General features: G+C 57.7%; 17 protein-coding genes, 1 pseudogene and 1 other annotated feature. Of the genes and pseudogenes, 10 read left to right on the top strand and 8 right to left on the bottom strand.

Annotated elements, in window-relative coordinates; translation table 11 throughout:
- Positions 1–42: 42 nt before the first annotated feature.
- The gene (locus tag HB780_RS10275) at positions 43–747 is read right to left on the bottom strand and encodes a DUF4405 domain-containing protein (RefSeq protein WP_183687419.1); all 705 of its coding nucleotides are present in this window, start codon (positions 745–747) and stop codon (positions 43–45) included.
- A complete protein-coding gene (locus HB780_RS10270) occupies positions 744–1247 on the bottom strand; it encodes a cytochrome P460 family protein (RefSeq protein WP_183687417.1) in 504 nt (167 codons plus the stop codon). The genes HB780_RS10275 and HB780_RS10270 overlap by 4 nt, the downstream gene beginning before the upstream one ends.
- A gap of 283 nt (positions 1248–1530) precedes the next feature.
- On the opposite strand from HB780_RS10270, the gene HB780_RS10265 reads away from it, so the two are divergent.
- The gene (locus HB780_RS10265) at positions 1531–2424 is read left to right on the top strand and encodes a LysR family transcriptional regulator (protein ID WP_183687415.1); all 894 of its coding nucleotides are present in this window, start codon (positions 1531–1533) and stop codon (positions 2422–2424) included.
- Between the two features lie 193 nt (positions 2425–2617).
- On the opposite strand, the gene HB780_RS10260 is transcribed toward HB780_RS10265, so the two are convergent.
- Positions 2618–3283 carry a TetR/AcrR family transcriptional regulator gene (locus HB780_RS10260; RefSeq protein ID WP_183687413.1) on the bottom strand — a complete coding sequence of 222 codons (666 nt, stop codon included), beginning with the start codon at positions 3281–3283 and terminating at the stop codon, positions 2618–2620.
- Positions 3284–3666: 383 nt separating this feature from the next.
- On the opposite strand from HB780_RS10260, the gene HB780_RS10255 reads away from it, so the two are divergent.
- The 8 genes from HB780_RS10255 (at position 3667) to HB780_RS10220 (ending at position 12137) form a co-directional block, all read left to right on the top strand.
- Entirely contained in the window at positions 3667–4860 is a 1194-nt protein-coding gene (locus tag HB780_RS10255) for an ABC transporter ATP-binding protein (RefSeq protein WP_183687411.1), read from the top strand.
- Positions 4844–5764, top strand: coding sequence for a carbohydrate ABC transporter permease (locus HB780_RS10250; protein ID WP_286202904.1), 921 nt, complete (start codon positions 4844–4846; stop codon positions 5762–5764). Before HB780_RS10255 ends, HB780_RS10250 begins: the two co-directional genes overlap by 17 nt.
- Positions 5764–6591, top strand: coding sequence for a carbohydrate ABC transporter permease (locus HB780_RS10245; protein ID WP_183687409.1), 828 nt, complete (start codon positions 5764–5766; stop codon positions 6589–6591). The genes HB780_RS10250 and HB780_RS10245 overlap by 1 nt, the downstream gene beginning before the upstream one ends.
- Positions 6592–6659: 68 nt before the next feature.
- On the top strand, positions 6660–7931 hold the full coding sequence (locus tag HB780_RS10240; protein WP_286202903.1) for an ABC transporter substrate-binding protein: 1272 nt from the start codon (positions 6660–6662) through the stop codon (positions 7929–7931).
- 126 nt (positions 7932–8057) lie between these two features.
- Entirely contained in the window at positions 8058–8888 is an 831-nt protein-coding gene (locus HB780_RS10235) for a metallophosphoesterase family protein (RefSeq protein ID WP_183687407.1), read from the top strand.
- 119 nt (positions 8889–9007) lie between these two features.
- Complete coding sequence (locus HB780_RS10230; RefSeq protein ID WP_183687405.1) at positions 9008–9883, top strand: histidinol-phosphatase; 876 nt, start codon at positions 9008–9010, stop codon at positions 9881–9883.
- 2 nt (positions 9884–9885) lie between these two features.
- Positions 9886–10404, top strand: coding sequence for a GNAT family N-acetyltransferase (locus HB780_RS10225; protein WP_286202902.1), 519 nt, complete (start codon positions 9886–9888; stop codon positions 10402–10404).
- 230 nt (positions 10405–10634) lie between these two features.
- Entirely contained in the window at positions 10635–12137 is a 1503-nt protein-coding gene (locus tag HB780_RS10220; RefSeq protein ID WP_183687403.1) for a tetratricopeptide repeat protein, read from the top strand.
- 19 nt (positions 12138–12156) lie between these two features.
- Here HB780_RS10220 and HB780_RS33480 read toward each other — a convergent pair.
- The 4 genes and pseudogenes from HB780_RS33480 to HB780_RS10205 all read right to left on the bottom strand — a co-directional run.
- A pseudogene (locus HB780_RS33480) lies at positions 12157–12398 on the bottom strand (IS66 family transposase); the annotation flags it as partial.
- 151 nt (positions 12399–12549) lie between these two features.
- Positions 12550–13494 (bottom strand): ABC transporter transmembrane domain-containing protein, encoded by a 945-nt coding sequence (locus HB780_RS10215; RefSeq protein ID WP_183687401.1) that lies wholly within the window; start codon positions 13492–13494, stop codon positions 12550–12552.
- A 205-nt stretch (positions 13495–13699) separates the two neighbouring features.
- Positions 13700–13876, bottom strand: a complete 177-nt coding sequence (locus tag HB780_RS10210) for a hypothetical protein (protein WP_183687399.1) — start codon at positions 13874–13876, stop codon at positions 13700–13702.
- Between the two features lie 286 nt (positions 13877–14162).
- Positions 14163–14792 carry a hypothetical protein gene (locus HB780_RS10205; protein ID WP_183687398.1) on the bottom strand — a complete coding sequence of 210 codons (630 nt, stop codon included), beginning with the start codon at positions 14790–14792 and terminating at the stop codon, positions 14163–14165.
- A gap of 406 nt (positions 14793–15198) precedes the next feature.
- On the opposite strand from HB780_RS10205, the gene HB780_RS10200 reads away from it, so the two are divergent.
- Positions 15199–15867: a hypothetical protein gene (locus HB780_RS10200; RefSeq protein ID WP_183689681.1), complete on the top strand. Its 669-nt coding sequence runs from the start codon at positions 15199–15201 to the stop codon at positions 15865–15867.
- Positions 15868–16015: 148 nt separating this feature from the next.
- On the opposite strand, the gene HB780_RS10195 is transcribed toward HB780_RS10200, so the two are convergent.
- A protein-coding gene (locus HB780_RS10195; RefSeq protein WP_183687396.1) for an IS3 family transposase occupies positions 16016–17244 on the bottom strand; the annotation gives its coding sequence in 2 pieces (ribosomal slippage) (positions 16016–16950 and positions 16950–17244; 1230 coding nt in all).
- Positions 16847–16963, bottom strand: a sequence feature (AL1L pseudoknot). Its footprint overlaps the gene before it by 117 nt.
- Positions 17245–17325 lie beyond the last annotated feature (81 nt).

Here is a 17325-nt window from a genome sequence, read left to right as displayed (position 1 = left end):
CTGTTAGCTCGGAGAATGCGGCCGGCTTGCCTTCGTTCAGATTTACTGCCCATGTCTTTCGGAGGACGGGCTTCTGCGCTGCTTATATAAATCCAGCAATTTCAGGCTGTAATGTGCGATGATGGCGCCCAGCCCAACGATCGCTATATGGCGCAGGATAAATCCAACCGAAGCCGCCTCGAAATCCCAGAAGCTGAAGGCGACCTCCATCAAAAGCTTTGATCGTACATCTACGACAAACAGGCTGTGAATGCCGTATGCGGCTATCAGAACTGCGAGCCCACGCAGAGCGAGGCCTTGAACGCGAGTGTCCCTCGTGATCCCCAGCCGCTGGCGTGCGACCCTCATGATCATCGACCATTGTAGGCCAAGATGCAGGGCTGCGATGAACAGAACGAGATAAGCGATGAGCGCATGCACTTGGCGAACTGTGAAACTGCTCCGCACTGGCAGGAAGCTGAAGACCGTCTGGGATACGATGACGCTGCTGATGAGTAGCCCCGGCATCAGCAGCAGAAGGGCGAGTGTTACGGTTCTGCTGAAGATACTCCGCGGATCGCCCCAGCCCTTCGTTAGCTTGCCGTACCAGCGACGGTTGAAGATGTTGTGGCTGATCAGTAGGGCGAACATTGAGGTACCAATGATCTCATGGACGGCATTGCCGAACCAATCGTAGGCAAAGGCGGTCAGCAGCAGGCTGATCGCGAGAAGATCCAAAACCAAACGAAAAAGAAAAAGTGGCGTCAAGGAAGGTAGGCCCGCATCTTGTCGATCGTGAACATGAAATCGCTATCGGCTTGCGAGCCGTGGCACGACTGACAGCGATCGGCGATTGCTTCGCGCTTGACCTGCCCATTGAGGTCGAACTGCTGAAAATGCCAGTCGCCGGTGCGCAGCTCTTCAGGGGAGGAGAGGCCCCAATCGAACCCTTTTTCCATGACGAAGTAGCTCACGAGTTTGTAATCTGTCCAAATGCCAAGAACGAGTTGAGTGCCTGGTGGTAAGGGCTTGCCGGATTTGGAGATCGCAATGGTCTCGGCAGTGGCAAAGGCTTCCTCCTTCGACGATCCGCGGTCATAGCTCCCATAGAGTACGTACTCTTTGAAGTTTTTCGGGAAGGTCGCCCGATTTCCGGTTGCCTGCGCAAAAGCCTGTTCGCTGATCAGGCTGCTCGTTGCAATCGCAATAAAAAAGCAGAGTAAAGCGCCAGTTTTGGCGCGGATTGATCGGTGTTTGGTTGCAGGCATTCAGGTTCCTCTCGTTGCATGTCGGTCCAGAATGGACACAAGCATTCAAACTCAGGCTACCTTGCCGCCCCTCATCACATTAGCTGCTGTTGTCTGCATGACGTTATGAATCTGACTTCTAAATCGCTTCCCTGAATCCACAGTTATCCAGTGCGAGGCTGCTTGCCTCATCACCGGTCTGTTGCGTGCTTGCCGTTCAACGGTCTGTGAACGCCGGCAAGGAATGAAGACAAACGGCAATTATTCGCTATTATCGGCCGGAAGTTAGAAATCGGATTGATAAATGAGACACGGTGATTTCAGCGAACTTGCAGCCTTTATCGCCGTTGCCGAGGCCGGAAGCTTTACGCGCGCAGCCGCCAAGCTGGGGCTTTCTCAGTCCGCTGTGAGCTACTCGGTCAGGATGCTGGAGCAGAAGCTGGGGGTGCGACTGATCTCTCGCACCACCCGAAGCCTTTCGCTGACTGATGCTGGGCAGCGCATGCTGGGGAACCTTCGGCCATCGTTCGAAAACATCGAAAACGAGATCGCAGCGATTACGGCGCTTCGGGACAAGCCCACGGGGACAATCCGCATCACGACGTTTCGATATGCCGCCACCAGTGTGCTCTGGCCCGTCGCCACGAAATTCCTGGCGGAATACCCGGACATCGAAATGGAGATAATTCTCGACGAGGGACTGACGGATATCGTGGCGGACCGGTTCGACGCTGGTATTCGCGTTGGTGAGCAGGTTCAAAAGGACATGATTGCCGTCAGGATCGGCCCGGACCTTCGCATGGCAGTCGTGGGCTCGCCGTCCTATTTCGCGAACCGAAAGATCCCACAAACGCCCCGTGACCTCGGTGAGCATCTGGGCGTTAGTTATCGGCAAACCACAGGGGGTGGTTTGTATGCGTGGGAATTCGAGCGCGACGGCGAAGAGCTGCAAGTCCGTATGAACGGGCCGCTGATTATGAACGATGGTCTAATGCTGGAGGCCGCTGCCTTGGATGGGCTGGCGCTGGCCTACACCTTCGAAAGCCAGGTCGCGCAATACGTTGCAGACGGGAGACTGATCAGGGTTCTGGAAGACTGGTGCCAGCCATTCTCGGGTTATCACCTGTATTACCCCAGCAGACGTCAGCACACTGCCGCGTTTGCTTTGCTCGTCGAAGCCCTTCGTTTCAAGCAGTAATAGTTCATCCACTGGCTTACCTTGGTTTACACTTGGCATCTTACAACGAAGGCACTTCGAAAAGAGCAGACATATCAAGTTCCATAATTTGGCGATATGCCGCGTTATCTGAATGGGGTCGCAGATTCAAACCCCTTCAAGAGCTACGAGCCGAAACACGAGCGTCTGCTCTGAATATCAATTGCTTATGGGCTTAGATCGGTGCGACGATAGCCAAAATCGTATCGATGTTGAAAGTGAGCCGCTCGTCCAAAGCTGCACGGTTCATCAACCGGCGCCCGTAGACGATAGAGCTCGTGGCATGGTTGGTGAAGTAGTAGTAGCAGACCGACGTAATTGTGAGGCCCAACTGAACCGGGTCGATCCGGGCACGAAATGTGCCGTCCGCCTCTCCGCGCCGCAGAATGTCATCGACAAGCGGCCGCGAGTTGGCGGCGCCGTCCCTCAGAATGCGGGACTTTCGAAAGTGCACGGCCTTCAACTGGTTTTCTGAATTCAGAATGGTGATGAATTCCGGGTGTTCGAGATAATAGTTCCAGACGAATGTCACCAATGCGATTAGCGCCTCGCGGGGAGGGAGCTGGTCAAGGTTCAGTGCCGCCTCGGCATCCCAGACATCGCGATAGACCTTCTCGATGACGGCCTGATAGAGCAGTTCCTTGTTTCCGAAGTACTGGTAGATCATCCGTTTGTTGATCTCGGCCCGCTCGGCGATGGCCTCAACGCGGGTTCCTGTCAGCCCGTTCGCCGCAAATTCCACAACAGCGGCATCAAGGATACGCGCTTGTGAAAGATCGGGCCTGCGCGGGTGTCTGCGCCGAGACTGTTTGCGCGCTTCTGCACTCTTCTCTTCCGTCAAGACGCCTCTCGCTCCCATCAATGCGTATGCATTTTGCTTGACCCATCATCCAGATCGCGCCTGCTTCGGCTTGTTCATTGCCATCATTCGATAGGGTGTTTTTGCGGCCTGCGTCAATAGCTTAAGGGGTGTTTTAAAGTAACCCATTCGTTATTTATGTGCCCTATCGCCATATAAAATAAGGATAAATAATCATCAATTATGGTGATCGTGTCATCTTAACGTCAAGAAAAACCCATAGAGGAGGGCGCGTTGACGACAAGAACCGGTCAGGGTGTCGAGATGCCTCGATCGGCTCGACTTCGCCTGACACCGGTCAGCGCGCAAAACGGAATTGGGCGATCACCTCCGGGCGGGCGGCCGCAGATAGAGCAGTGGCGGATATGGCAGGTCAGTCCATCGATATCATGAACCTGGAAAAGCGGTTCGATCGCACCCAGGTACTCAAGCGCATTAACCTTCACATCTGTGAGGGCGAATTTCTAACGCTTCTTGGGCCTTCCGGCTGTGGGAAGTCGACGCTGCTGCGTCTGCTTGCTGGCTTCGAGCCCTGCACTGGTGGTCGCATCCTGATCGGTGATCGCGACGTCGCACCGTTGCCGCCGAAGGCCCGTGATATCGCCATGGTCTTCCAGTCCTACGCGCTTTACCCGCACATGACGGTCCGGGCCAATATAGCGGTGCCGCTGGAAATGTCCCGACTCTCATTCCGGCAGCGCCTGCCGGGCGCCGCCATCCTTTCGTCGAAAGTGCGTGGCGTCCGCAGCGAAATCGCTAAAGAGGTTGCAACGGTGGCGAAGCAGCTTGGCCTTGAGGCGCTCATGGACCGCAAGCCAGCACAATTGTCCGGCGGTCAGCGGCAGCGCGTTGCCGTCGGCCGGGCCATCGTCCGGCATCCTGCCGTCTTCCTGATGGATGAGCCGCTCTCCAATCTCGATGCCAAACTGCGCCAGCAGCTGCGCGAGGAGATCGTCGATCTGCACCGCCGCACCGGCATTACCTTCATCTATGTCACCCACGATCAGACCGAGGCCATGGCGATGTCGGACCGGATCGCCGTCATGGAGGGCGGAGAGATCAGGCAATGCGCCGCACCGAAAGAGATCTATGACCGGCCGGACTATCTTTCCGTGGCAAGGTTCGTCGGCACGTCTGCGATCAACGAGATGCTGGCAACGATCAGAGGAGGCGCCGTGTCCGTAAATGGTCGGCCGCTGGGGCTGATGCTTCAAGGCATCGCCGACGGGACCTATCAGTTGGCCGTCAGGCCGGAACGACTGCACCCGACCGATGCCGGCGCTGGCGACTTTTCTCTGCCGGTGGAACAGATCGAGTTCACCGGCAACGAGGTCGGTATCCGCTGTAACGGTGCGGAGATCGGCGCAGGCAGCGTGCGCGTGCAGCTGCGCCCGGAGAGTTTTGCCCGATTGAACCAGGGCCGGAATGTCGGTGAAAGGATCACGCTGAAGATCGCCGAGGGTGCGGCGCTTGTTTTCGATGCCGCCGGTCGGCGCGTCAGGGCCACGGAAATCCAGGCGGCTTTGGCGCAGGAGGACCGTCGTGAACACACGGTCTGATGCCAAGCTGAACGCGGGCGCGATGCGGACCGCCGAATGGAGCCAAGCGTCGCTTGCCCGCGCGTTCTCCGCGCCGGCATTCATTCTCCTGATCGCAACGGTGGTGGCGCCCGTCTTCATCGTATTGCTGATCAGCCTGACCGATTATCGCCTCGGGCGCATCACGCTGAACTTCGTGGGGCTGGGCAATTACACGCGAATGCTCGCGGATCCGTTCTTCTGGAGCGCTCTGCGCAACAGTGCGATCTATACGGCGATCGTCGTGCCGGTCTCGGTCTTCGGTGCGCTTTGTCTTGCCGTGCTGCTCGATGGCCGCCGCCGCTCGCGGCGCTTCTATGAGATCGTCTATTTTCTGCCGGTCACGTCCACGCTGACGGCGATGTCGATCGTCTGGAGCTATTTGCTGAACGGGCATATCGGACCCTTGGCAAACCTGTTCACGGCGCTCGGCCTGCCGCCGCTCGATTTCTTCGCCGACGGAACGCTGGCACTGATCGGGCTTGCAATCATCGGCATATGGCATCTGATCGGCTTCAACCTGATCCTTTTCCTGGCGGGCCTCACTGTGATTTCCGGCGAGCTGAAAGAAGCATCCGCGCTGGATGGAATGGACGGTTTCTGGGATCGGCTGCGCTATCTCACCTGGCCACTTCTGGCGCCGACGACGATTGTCGTTTTCGTCCTGAGCTGCATCCAGGCATTCCAGGTCTTCGATACGGTGGCGGTGCTCACCAATGGCGGCCCCTATGGCGCGACGGAAATGCTCCTGCACAAGATCAATACCGATACGTTCACCGGGCTCAAGGCCGGTTATGGCAGTGCACTCACCGTCGTCTATCTGGTGCTAATCGGCGCGTTTTCGCTCGTCCAGGTGGCGTTCGGCAATCGAAAGGCGCATTTCTGATGGCCCGTTTCTCCCTTCGCCAGATCCTGGCGCATGCCGTGCTGCTGGGTGGCGCCGTGCTGATGATCTATCCGTTCTTCTGGATGTGGCGGGCCTCTACCCAGGCCCCGGGACAGATTTTCGGCAGCCTGCATGACGTGCCGCCGATCCTCGCCTCGATCGCCGACAATTACGCCCGAGCGCTGTTCGACAGCCCATTGCCGCGCTTCATGCTGAACGGCGTGATCATGACCGGCGGCATCCTGCTGTTCCAGATCCTGACGACGGTCACCTGCGCCTATGCGCTGGCCAAATTCGACTTTCGCGGCCGGCGCCTGATTTTCGCGATCGTGCTGATCAGCCTGTCCGTTCCCGCTCAGGCAACCGCGCTGCCGATCTTTATCGTGCTCGCCAAGTTCGGGCTTCTCGATACCTATACCGGCGTGATGATCCCCTATCTGACCTCCGGCTTTGCGATTTTCCTATTCCACCAGTTCATCCGCTCCTTCCCCGACGAGATCCTTCTGGCAGCGCGCCTGGACGGCATGAGTGAAGTGGAGATCGTCATCCGCATCATCCTGCCGGCAATGACGCCCGCCATTGCCGCCTTCTCGATCTTCTCGATCACCTTCCATTGGAACGATCTCTATTGGCCGATGATCGTGATCAGATCCATCGATCTGGCGCCGCCGACACTGGGCCTCCTGTTCTTCCGGGGCCAGGAAGGCGGCGACAGTTTCGGGCCTCTGATGGCCTGTGCAACCCTGATCACCGCACCACTGATCCTGCTGTTCCTCGCTGCCCAGCGTAGGTTCGTTCAGGGAGTGACGATGACCGGCGTCAAATAATACGCCTCTGCCCGGCGGCCACCGGGCAGAGGCGCAAGTCAAGACCAATCCACTCCGAAGGAATCACAATGAAAATGAAAGCCATCCTCGCGGCTGCGGCCCTGACCCTGGTTGGGACTGCACCGGCCTATGCGGCCGATTCAGTGACGCTGAATTTCTATCATACCCAGTTGCCTTTCATGCAGTCCATCCTCGAAGGGTTCAAGAAGGCTCATCCGGAAATCACCATCAATGACCAGGCCCCGGCGGCCAATTACAGTGCCGGTGATCAGAGCGTCATTCGCGGCATGATGACCGGTTCGGCGCCGGATGTGTATCTCGTCTCCTATTCCTCGCTGCCAACGATCGCCGGCGTGATGAAGGACCGCGGCGAAACACAGTCGCTCGATTCCATGCTGGCCAAGGAAGGCAATGATTGGCAGACGGCGAATTATGCACCGGCCATTCTCGACCTCGCGAAGGTAAGGGGCGAGCAGTATGCCATGCCGTTCACCGCATCGCTGCCGCTTCTCTATGTCAACAAGGAACTGGTCGAAAAGGCCGGTGGAAATGTCGATCGGTTCCCGACCACCTGGGACGGCGTGATCGATCTGGCTGCCAAGATCAGCAAGCTCGGCAATGGCGTCCAAGGCATCGGCTTCTCGGTCGGCGGGCTCAGCGACGACTGGTACTGGCAGATGATGGTCATGGGCGCCGGCGACCAGATGCTGGATGCCAAAAACAGTGGTATCGGCTATGACGACAAGGCCGGCCTGGAAGCGCTCCGCATCACCCAGGACATTGCGGTCAAGACGGGCATGTCGGTTTACGCCGATCCGAAGCCGGCCCAGCAGCAGTTCTTCGCCGGCAAGATCGGTATGGTCGTCGAGTCGCCTTCCGATCTCGTCGCCTACGAGACCGCCATCGGCGACCGTTTCACCATGCGCACTGTCCGCTTCCCGCTGATCGATGCCAAGAAGGGTGGTTTGCCAGCCGGCGGTAACGCCCTGATGGTGCTTGCAAAGGATGCAGCCAAGCGCGCTGCCGCATGGGAGTTCGTCAAATACATGACCAGCGCCGCTGTTCAAGCGGACGTTTCCAAGGCCAGCGGCTACATGCCGGTCAACGTTCAGACCGCCAAGGCGCTGGAAGGCTTCTATGCCGAACATCCCAATTTCCAGACGGTCTTCAAGTCCATGAATGCCGCCATGCCGTGGTTCGCCTACCCGAATAATACCGCGGATGATGTCTGGAAGGGCGTTGCACCGATCCTCGACCAGCTGCAGCGTGGCAAGATCACGCCCGACGCAGCCCTGCCGAAGATCCGCGAACATGTGGCCGGTGTGATGGCTGCGCAGTAATTCGGCGCCTCCATCCTGGAACGCTCTCGAGAAAGGCCGGCGGGTTCGGGCCCGCCGGTCGCTTCGATCTCCTGTCCAGCCCATATCCGGACACTCTGTATATCTGACTGTGAAAGATCACTTCTCTTGAAAATCGCCATTCTCTCGGATCCCCATATCGGATCGACCAATCCCGTCTTCGTACCCAACTGGGAGAAGGTCGTTGCGCATGTGAATGCCCGCACCGATATCGATCTCGCCATCATTCTGGGCGACCTGACCCTGCTAGGGTCCGAACAGCCAGAGGACTTGCTGTTTGGAAGGGCTGCCCTGGAAGCATTGAACCCGCCTTGGCTTGCCATTCCGGGCAATCACGATGTCGGCGATATTTCCCGCGCCAGCCATCAGCCCTGCAACAGCGAACGGCTGGCCCTGTGGGAAGAGCAATACGGGCCTTCGTACTGGAATTCCGATCGGCTGTCGGGTTGGCGCCTGATCGGTCTGAACAGCCAGATCATTGGCACTGGCCTGGCGGAGGAAGAGGCCCAGTGGCAGGTGCTCGAAGACGCCCTCGCGACGCGGGGATCGCGCAAGCCGGTTCTCTTCACTCATATGCCGCTTTTCCTGAACGACTGGGAAGAGGCAGACCGGCCCGCCTGGGCGGTGATGACCGAGGGTAGAAACAGGTTGCGCCGATTGATCCGCGATCATAACGTCTGCGCCGTCGTTACCGGCCACATGCATCGAACCGTCCAGATTGACATGCGGGAAACGCGGATGATCTGGTGCGCCGCGTCGAGTTTTCTCACCTATGATCACTCCATGCCGGAACAGCCGGGCTCTGCCCTTTTGGGGCTGACGATCCTCACACTGGGGGATGAGGAGATCGATGCCGGGTTCGTCGAACTGGACGATCTCATGATCAGCCGGATCGAGGATTATAACGGCGCGATCTATCGTTCCCCGGCGAAGGACTGAATGCACGCACATCGATTGCGCGCGTCTTGCGGATGACAAATGACCGGAGGCTCCGGTGACTGCTATCGTTCACAACGATCGCGACTGCTGGTGTTTCTCGGCCCCTAAGGAAAACTATCATGGTTTGGTTCAGCTATCACGGCGGCCATAGCGGCGAGTTCTGCGCGCATGCCACATCGACGCTCGAAGAGGTTGTCGATACCGCCATCGAACGCGGCTTCACGCATTACGGGCTTAGCGAACATTGCCCCCGCTACCGCGCGCAGGATCTTTATCCCGGCGAGGAAAAGCTTGGCATAGCCGGTCTTGCGGCTGCTTTCGAAGCCTATGTAGCGCGTGCCCTCGACCTGCGCGATGCCCGTGCCGGGGAGATCGAGCTGTTCGTCGGGTTCGAAACGGAAACGCTTCCGCCCGAGGGATGGCTGCAGGCCATGATGACGCTTCGGGATGCCTATCCGTTCGACTATATCGTTGGCAGTGTCCACGACATCTGTGGCCGCTGGGTCGATTTCTCTCCGACCGACACAGCCGCGCTGACCGCAGATCTCGGCGGATCGGAAGCCTTGCAAATCGCCTATTTCGATGCAGTGACGAACATGGTCGAATCGCTCCGGCCCGATATCGTCGCGCATCTCGATCTGGTGCGCAAATATGAGCCGGCCGGATTCAGTTTCTCTCCGCGCGCACTGCGCGCGATCGAGACAACGCTCGAGGCAATCGGGACCTCAGGCGGTGTTCTCGACGTCAACTGCGCAGCATTCCGCAACGGATACGGGCCGGTCTATCCACTGCCGCAGATCCTGGAGCGGGCAAGGGCAGTGGGCATTCGCGTGACCTTCGGGGATGATAGCCACGGGGCGCAGACGGTGGGTGTCGGGCTAGACCAGTCGCTGGCTGCGATCGCGGCTGCGGGCTATGAAACGGTCGCCTACCTCACGCGCGCGGATGGATGGCGCGAAGCGGCACTCGACACACTCAGGCCCCGCCGGGGCTGATCATGATCGAGAAAGACATGTGCCAGAGCGCCACTGCACAGTCCCTGACGGTCGAAGCGGCCAGTGCCGCCGACATTCCCTTCATCATGTCGATCGAGCGCAGTCCCGGTTATCAGGCGCTGGTTGGAAGTTACGATGCCATAGAGCATCGCAGGCGGATGGAGGCGCAGACCTGCACTTATCTTCTCTGCCGCAACGCCGGCGAATTGGTAGGGTTTGCCGTCATTCGCCGCGACGATGATGGCATGGGAACAGCCCAGTTGCACCGGATCGCGGTATCGCCACCGGGAAACGGCTACGGCTCGGCATTTTTGCGAAAAATCTGCCGATGGGTTTTTTCCGAACATGGTCTCGACCGGTTATGGCTTGATGTGCTTCCGTCGAATGTGCACGCCACCCGCCTTTATGAGAAGCTGGGTTTTGTCAGGGAGGGCGTCATGCGGGCGTCGTTGCGTGTGCCTGGGGGACGTCAAGATCTCGTCTTGATGTCGTTGCTTCGCGAGGATTGGGAGCGCCATTGACCCTCTCGGATTATTTACAGGGCCTCCGGTTCGCTACCCTTCAAGAGCGCCATTTGCGACTCTCGTCGGAAAGCTCGTCGGTTATCCAAGCGTCAAAGACTTTGATGTTGCAATCTCGCGAGCGCGGAGGCAGATCAAAAAAGTGAATGCGGCGAGGGCGCTATTCCGCTTTTGAAATGAAGCTGACTTTCGACCCGCGGCCAACTGCACAATATTCCTGAGGTTACTGGATGAACCTGCGAAAATTATTCCTGATGTCCGTTGCTGTCGCGCTGTTCGGATGGGGTGACGCCTATGCTGGCTCGGATGACGTACCGACGCCGCAGCTTTGCTCGACAATCCGCGACTGCACCAAGCTGATCGACAAAGTAAAGGACCCGACCCAACTCGCGCAGGCGCTCGTCAATCGGTGCAGTTTGCGGTTAAGTCTTCTGTTGGATGAGTCGACCGAAGATTGTGATAGGGCCATCGCGATCGAGCCCAATCTTGTTTCAGCCTTTGAAGCTCGCTCCAGGATCAATGCTTTTCTCGCCATAACAGCGTTTGGCCCTGCCAAGAAGCAGACTGCCGGGAAACAGGCGCAAGAAGATCTCGACAAGGTTGTCGAGCTGGCACCGCACCAAGCCCGCTCCTACCTATTACGAGGCCGGCATATGATGCTCACAAAGCGCTATGAGTTGGCCTTGCGCGATTTCAACGAGGCAGCTTCCCTCAGTCCCGAAGATCCCCTCGTCTATCTCCAAAGGAGCAGCGTTTACAAAAGTCTTGGCAAGGACGATCTTGCCCTGAAAGATGGCGACAAATTTCTCGCAATCGCGCCGCCGCGAGCTTCCGTCCTTACGATGATGGCTGAGATCTATTTGGCACGCCATCAACTTCAACAGGCACTGCCACTTGCTGATCGCGCGGTGGAGTTAGGTGCAGCCAACGGCAAAGACGAGAACTTCGATCTTAACAATGCCCTGACGAAGCGCGGCAGCATATATGTTGAGATGGGCGACCAGGAGAGGGCGAAACAGGATTTTGTCGCAGCGATTTCCGCCGCCCCGAGCGCAACGGAAGCCCGAGAAGCACTCGGAGCCCTTCTCAACAAACATATTCCCTCGGACATGGACTGCAGTCTTGCCGCGGTGAACTTGAGCCAAGAATCCCAGTTGAATGCGATTAAGATCTGCACGGATTTGCTGGATGTCGCCGAGAGTACATTGGCAAGAGATCAACGCGCCAGACTTTACATGGGGACAAAGCAGTATGACCTCGCGGCTGCGGATTTCAGCAAATTGATCGAGGCAGATCCCAAAGATATCGGCAGTTATCTGTTCAGGGCGCAGGCCTATCACAGAGCCGACAAACAGGATCTAGCCCTGGCTGACATAAACAAGTCGCTAGAGGAGCAGAAGAGCGTCAAGGTATTGGATCCTGAGGCATCGCGGCGCATAGATTTGATCCTCCGGGCGCAAATCGAAATGGCTTTAGGACTTCACGCCGAGGCGCAGCAGGATATTTCGGAGGTGCTGGCAAAGGCCCCCCAAACTCCCGATGCATTGGCGATTCGAGCTTGGCTGAAGACGCGGCAAGGTGATTTGGCGGGAGCGAAGAACGACCTGGACCTTGCGATGGCGACAAACACATTTATCTATCGCGGGTGGTTCACCAAGGTGCAGGATGCATTGGGACGAGGATCGCAAGCCGAAGCAGATGCCGCTTTCCGAGATGCGTTCCGTGGCATCTAACGCTTACAGAAGGTCCCACTTTTCTCAAGTAAAACGCTGTTGTACCCACCCCCTGCACCAATACTGTGGCGCAATACGGATTATGGGAATGTCGAGCACCGGTGTCGTCAACCGTCACATAGTGTGACGACACAAGACCGGCATACAGCACCGCCGCATCCTCGGCGACAAAGCCCCCAGTCGCCTGGTCAGAAGCCGTCCGGTCGTCACTTGTCCCTGGGCATGGAGCATCAGGCAAAGCCGGTGGAGGTTGGCGCCATGCCATACCCACCCACGATCTCCGCGGGCATAGTCCCAAACTTTCGCGAAGACGAAAAAAGGGACATTCGGTCGCTGCCCGGAATGACGAGCCCCGGTAAAGACGAAATTTAGGTACCATGGCGCAGAGCAACTCGGGCCCGATTGTCGAATTTCATGACCGCTCGTCGAAGGTTCGCGTAACATCGATTTGGGCTGAATCCCTTATTAACCCGTATTTGACTTGGGTGACCCTGAGATCGCGATACCAATTCACAAGATCGCCCCAGGGGTCGTTAATTTTCGACAGCCCGGAGACGAATGCAACGACAGTCCCTATCTGTGTCTTGCCAGTGATCACGTAATAGCCGCCCAGGGCGAAGATCCCCGCGTAGCCAAGCTGCATCATGAGATTCATCAGAAAATTCATTGTAAACTTGATTTTGTAGATACCCATGTCGAGGGAAAATAGTTCCTGCATACGGCCATATTGAACCCCGTCGTGATCTCTGGCGCTCCCGGCATCAACAATTCCGGCACTGACCGAGCGCATGACCACAATCTTGCTCTGAACGCGGCGGTTTATCGCCGACTGCATCAAGGGGACAAAGCCAACCTGCGGAAAAAACACGACGGCGACGACAAGTCCCATGAGCGGCTGCAGATAAAGCATGTAACCGATGACGGCGACCAGAATGCCGATCTGTAACAGCGGCTCAGAGATGGCCTGGCCCACGAACCCACCCACCGGCTCCGCCTCGGCGACGACGATTGAAAGTTGGATGCCTTCGCTGCTGGCCGAAGCTGCTTGTGGCGTCGATTTTTCGGTCGCATCGAAAATTGATAGTCGCAACCAGCGGATAGCGACCTCGCCAACCCAGTTTCGGTAGATATTCAGCGCAAGCTTGATGAGCCCTTCCGCCAGAGCGAGGAGCAGGTAGTAAGATATCAGAATTGCTATGGCGCTATAGGAGCCATGCTCCGTCGCTGAGTTGACGATGCGCCGCTGGATTTCGAGCGGCGCGGTTCCGACGACGAACAAGAGGACCGACAGCACCGCAATCGCAATCTGATGCGGGCCGCTGATTGAGACGACGAAGCCGTAAAGCGTTTGCGGCAACGTCTTTCTGATCGGGTCGGAGGGCCCTTTTTTGTGGCCGGTTTAGTCACTCCTGTTGATTTCCGCCAGGGAGTGATCCAATTGCGCATTTTGCGGTGACCCATGTAGAGACTACTAATTTGTTGGGATACTTCGCTTTTCTTCGTTCGCGTAGGGGCATGCGAAAGTGGCAAAAAGGGTCAAATCGTACTGATATTCAACATACCTAGTCCTGTGACGCGTCCCGCCCCGGCAGAGATTTCGCGTGGGCTGCCGCTTCACCGGAATAGGGGAAGTCTTCCCCGAGTTGACGGTCGCCCTCGTAGACCTTGAAGATGGGGCCATCGACTTCAACAATCTTATAACCGTTCACGTATTCGATCTTCGGCGTTTTCCAACCCACTAGGAGCTCTCCTTCTTAAGGGCCGCCATTTCTTGCCCGGGTAGGTGATAACGGACAGCCATGCTTACGAGTTTATCAGGTGCTTGGACAAAGGCCTAATGTTCTAATGCCGGGTCTGCGGTTCGTTTCCGTTCAAGACCACTGATATTAGATCAAGCCTAGAAGGGCGGGGCCTTTTCCGACCTCTCCGCTAAGAATGCAGGTGTTTTCGGCGAGATCGAACGGTAGTCGCTAAGATGGGGTGTTGCCGGAACCAGCAGCGCGACTATCGAGACTGTTCACGAGGCTATCGAAGCAGCCCGTCGATGTCGAACTCTTCCCAACCGCGAAGCTTCGAAGCTGGCTCGTCCGACTTTTCTTCACTGGCCTTCTTCGTTTTGGCGGCCTTCTTCAGCGAACGTGTCAATTTCGCCTTGTAAGCCGCCTTCCGACGGTTCTCGGCTTTGGCTGCTGCATCCTCTTCCCGCCATTCGTCTACGGCTCCGCGGTCAAGCAGGTCCTCGACGACCTTGGGATCGAAAATATGAAAGGTGATCCGCCTGGCGCGCCCATTCAGCCTTACGGTCCGCGTTCCTGCGCTCGGCAGACGACCGTCCGCGAGCCATCGGTGCCGTTCGCCGACCTTGATGGTGAGGATGTCTTGAATCTCCCGTGGGATGACGGGAAGGGTTTCGACGTCCTCCATGGCCCTTACGATGACGGCGGCCGCCGCGCTGAAAATGGCTTTTTCGCTGGCCGGCATGGCGAGGATGATGTGGCTGCCGTCGAGAGCGAGCGACTTCTTCGAGGTGGCAGGAACTCGCGATTGAAGTTCTTGGAGAATTCCTTTCGCCCGCACGGCCGATCCCATTGTGGCTGCGGTAGACAGCGTCCATGACCTGATGAGTTCTACGTCGTTCTTTTCGTGTTTCGGCATGACGCGTAGATGGTGTTGGCAGCCTTCCACGTCAACGAGTATGATACTCGGCCCGGCCCGTCCGTTGACGTTCGGGGAACCTTAGTCATCGCCGTAGGGCACTGGCATCATCGGCGACCGCAACAAGCTGCTTCGGCGGTGAACGATCCGGATTTCCAGGCGCGGTTGATCTCGAAGTTGTCTGAGCCGACAGGTGTGACGTTGTTCTGATCTTAATATGAGCAGTTCGGCGTCATCTGGCCGGACCTGATACGACGGACTGAACCTTGAATCTCCTCTGCCGAGATCTCATCTTCGAGAAAGCATTCCTAATCGCTCTTAAGCGAGGCACACTGCAAAAGTCGGCACTGATTCCGTCCTGCGTGCGACCGATGCAAATCGCTTCTCGAACTCTACGAGGTAGATGTTGACGCAGTTCTTCGAAACAACTCAGGGCATCATGTTAGTCGGAGCGATGATTGGGGCTGGATGTTTTGCCGGCGGCACGATCATACCGAGCGCGCTGCGGTGGGCAAATGCTGAACGCGCTCGGAAGCCAAAAGCGGACGCGCGCAGCGCAGCGATGTTGACAGCTTTGGCATTGGACGATTTTGTCGGCGCCGCTTACGCTGCCGTGCACGACACGCCCGAGTTCAACCCCGCCAACGAAGGCGAGTTCGTCTTCCATACACCCGAACCCGTTCTCGTCCTTCCACAGGCGCAGGATTTGAGCCTCCTCGGCAAGGAGCTCTTCAACGAGACTTTATGGCTATCGAACCGCGTGACGAATCTCGGCAATGCGCTGGACAGCCTTGATCTCTCCAGCCCAGGCTTCGACCGCTTTTTTGAGCGGCGCCAGGAGGGCTACGCGATGCTTGCGGCGACGGCGATGGATCTTATCGAGCGACTGCTCGCCGATTTCGATCTCAATCTTCCCGAAAAGCCTGATTACTATAGGCAGCGCGAAGGGTTGGCCTCGGTCGTACAAGCTGCTGGACAACGCGGCACGGGCACAAGGAAGGCGGCAGTGAGGGTTCAGACGCCTGGTTCCAATATCACGCATCTCTTTCCAAAGACGGGCGAAGAAGGCGAGTGACGGTCGTACGCCCGCGCGTGCCGCCTGTCATTTAGGGTCGTCGTCACCGGTCCGGCCGCGCGACGGATGAATATGTTCAATCACGCCGGATTCATGGTTCGGCGCGTAATGAACCGCACCGGGTTTGCCGGAGGCCATTTGGTTTAAGTTATGCGGCTATGGCTGCTTCGTCCAGCATGGCGTAGTACCGCTCTTCGGCTTCGGCTGGCGGTATGTTTCCGATGGGCTCCAGGAGGCGTCGGTGGTTGAACCAGTCGACCCATTCCAGGGTAGCGAATTCCACCGTTTCGAAGCTCCTCCATGGTCCACGGCGATGGATGACCTCGGCCTTGTAAAGACCGTTGATCGTTTCTGCGAGGGCGTTGTCATAGCTATCGCCGACGCTTCCGACAGAAGGCTCGATGCCAGCTTCTGCCAGGCGTTCGGAATACCGAATGGACACGTATTGGACACCGCAATCCGAATGATGCACGAGGCCGCCGCCATGAGCGGGACGCCGATCATGAAGCGCCTGCTCCAGAGCATCAAGGACGAAACCCGCGTGTGCCGTCCGGCTCGCCCGCCAACCGACGATGCGACGAGCGAAGACGTCGATGACAAAGGCCACGTAGACGAAACCCTGCCAGGTCGCGACGTAGGTGAAGTCCGAAACCCACAGCCTGTTTGGTGCAGGGGCTTTGAACTGGCGGTTCACCCGGTCAAGCGGGCTCGGGGCCGACTTGTCCGGGAATGTTGTGCGGATCGGCTTTCCCCGAATGATCCCCTGCAGATGCATCGACCTCATAAGCCTGGCGACAGTGCAGCGGGCGACATCGAAGCCTTCACGCTTCAACTGCCGCCAGACCTTTCGAACGCCATAGACGCGAAAGTTCTGCTCGAAGACACGACGTATCTCGATCTTCAGGCTGATATCGCCACGGGCGCGGACCGACAGGCGATCCACGTCCAGGCGCTTGGCGACATTCTCGTGATAGGTTGATGGGGCAATCGGCAGTAGCCTGCAGATCGGCTCGACCCCGAACACACCGCGGTGTTCGTCGATGAACGAGATCATCGCTTGAAGGGGCGGTCGAGCTCCGCCATCGCGAAATAGGCTGAGGCTTTGCGCAGAATCTCGTTGGCCTGGCGAAGTTCGCGGTTCTCCCGCTCAAGAGCCTTCATCTTCTCGGCTGCATCGCTCGGCAGGCCTGCTCGTTTGCCGCTGTCAACCTCGGTCTTCTTCACCCATTCATGCAGCGTGGCTGGCGAGCAGCCGATCTTGGCCGCGATAGATGAAACGGCAGCCCACCGTGACGGATGCTCTGCTTCATGATCCAGAACTATGCGGATCGCACGCTCACGGACTTCAGGTGAAAATTTATTCGTTGTCTTGCTCATAGTGGCTCCACTTTCTCAGAAGTTGGAGCCTCCGGCAAACCCGGTGCGGTTCGGGGTGTCGCCTTGGGCGACGATGCTTTC

It is taken from the genome of Rhizobium lusitanum, assembly GCF_014189535.1.
In the GTDB taxonomy this organism is placed as follows: domain Bacteria; phylum Pseudomonadota; class Alphaproteobacteria; order Rhizobiales; family Rhizobiaceae; genus Rhizobium; species Rhizobium lusitanum_C.
Note: the sequence above shows the minus strand (reverse complement) of the source record. Positions and strands in the feature narration are given on the sequence as shown.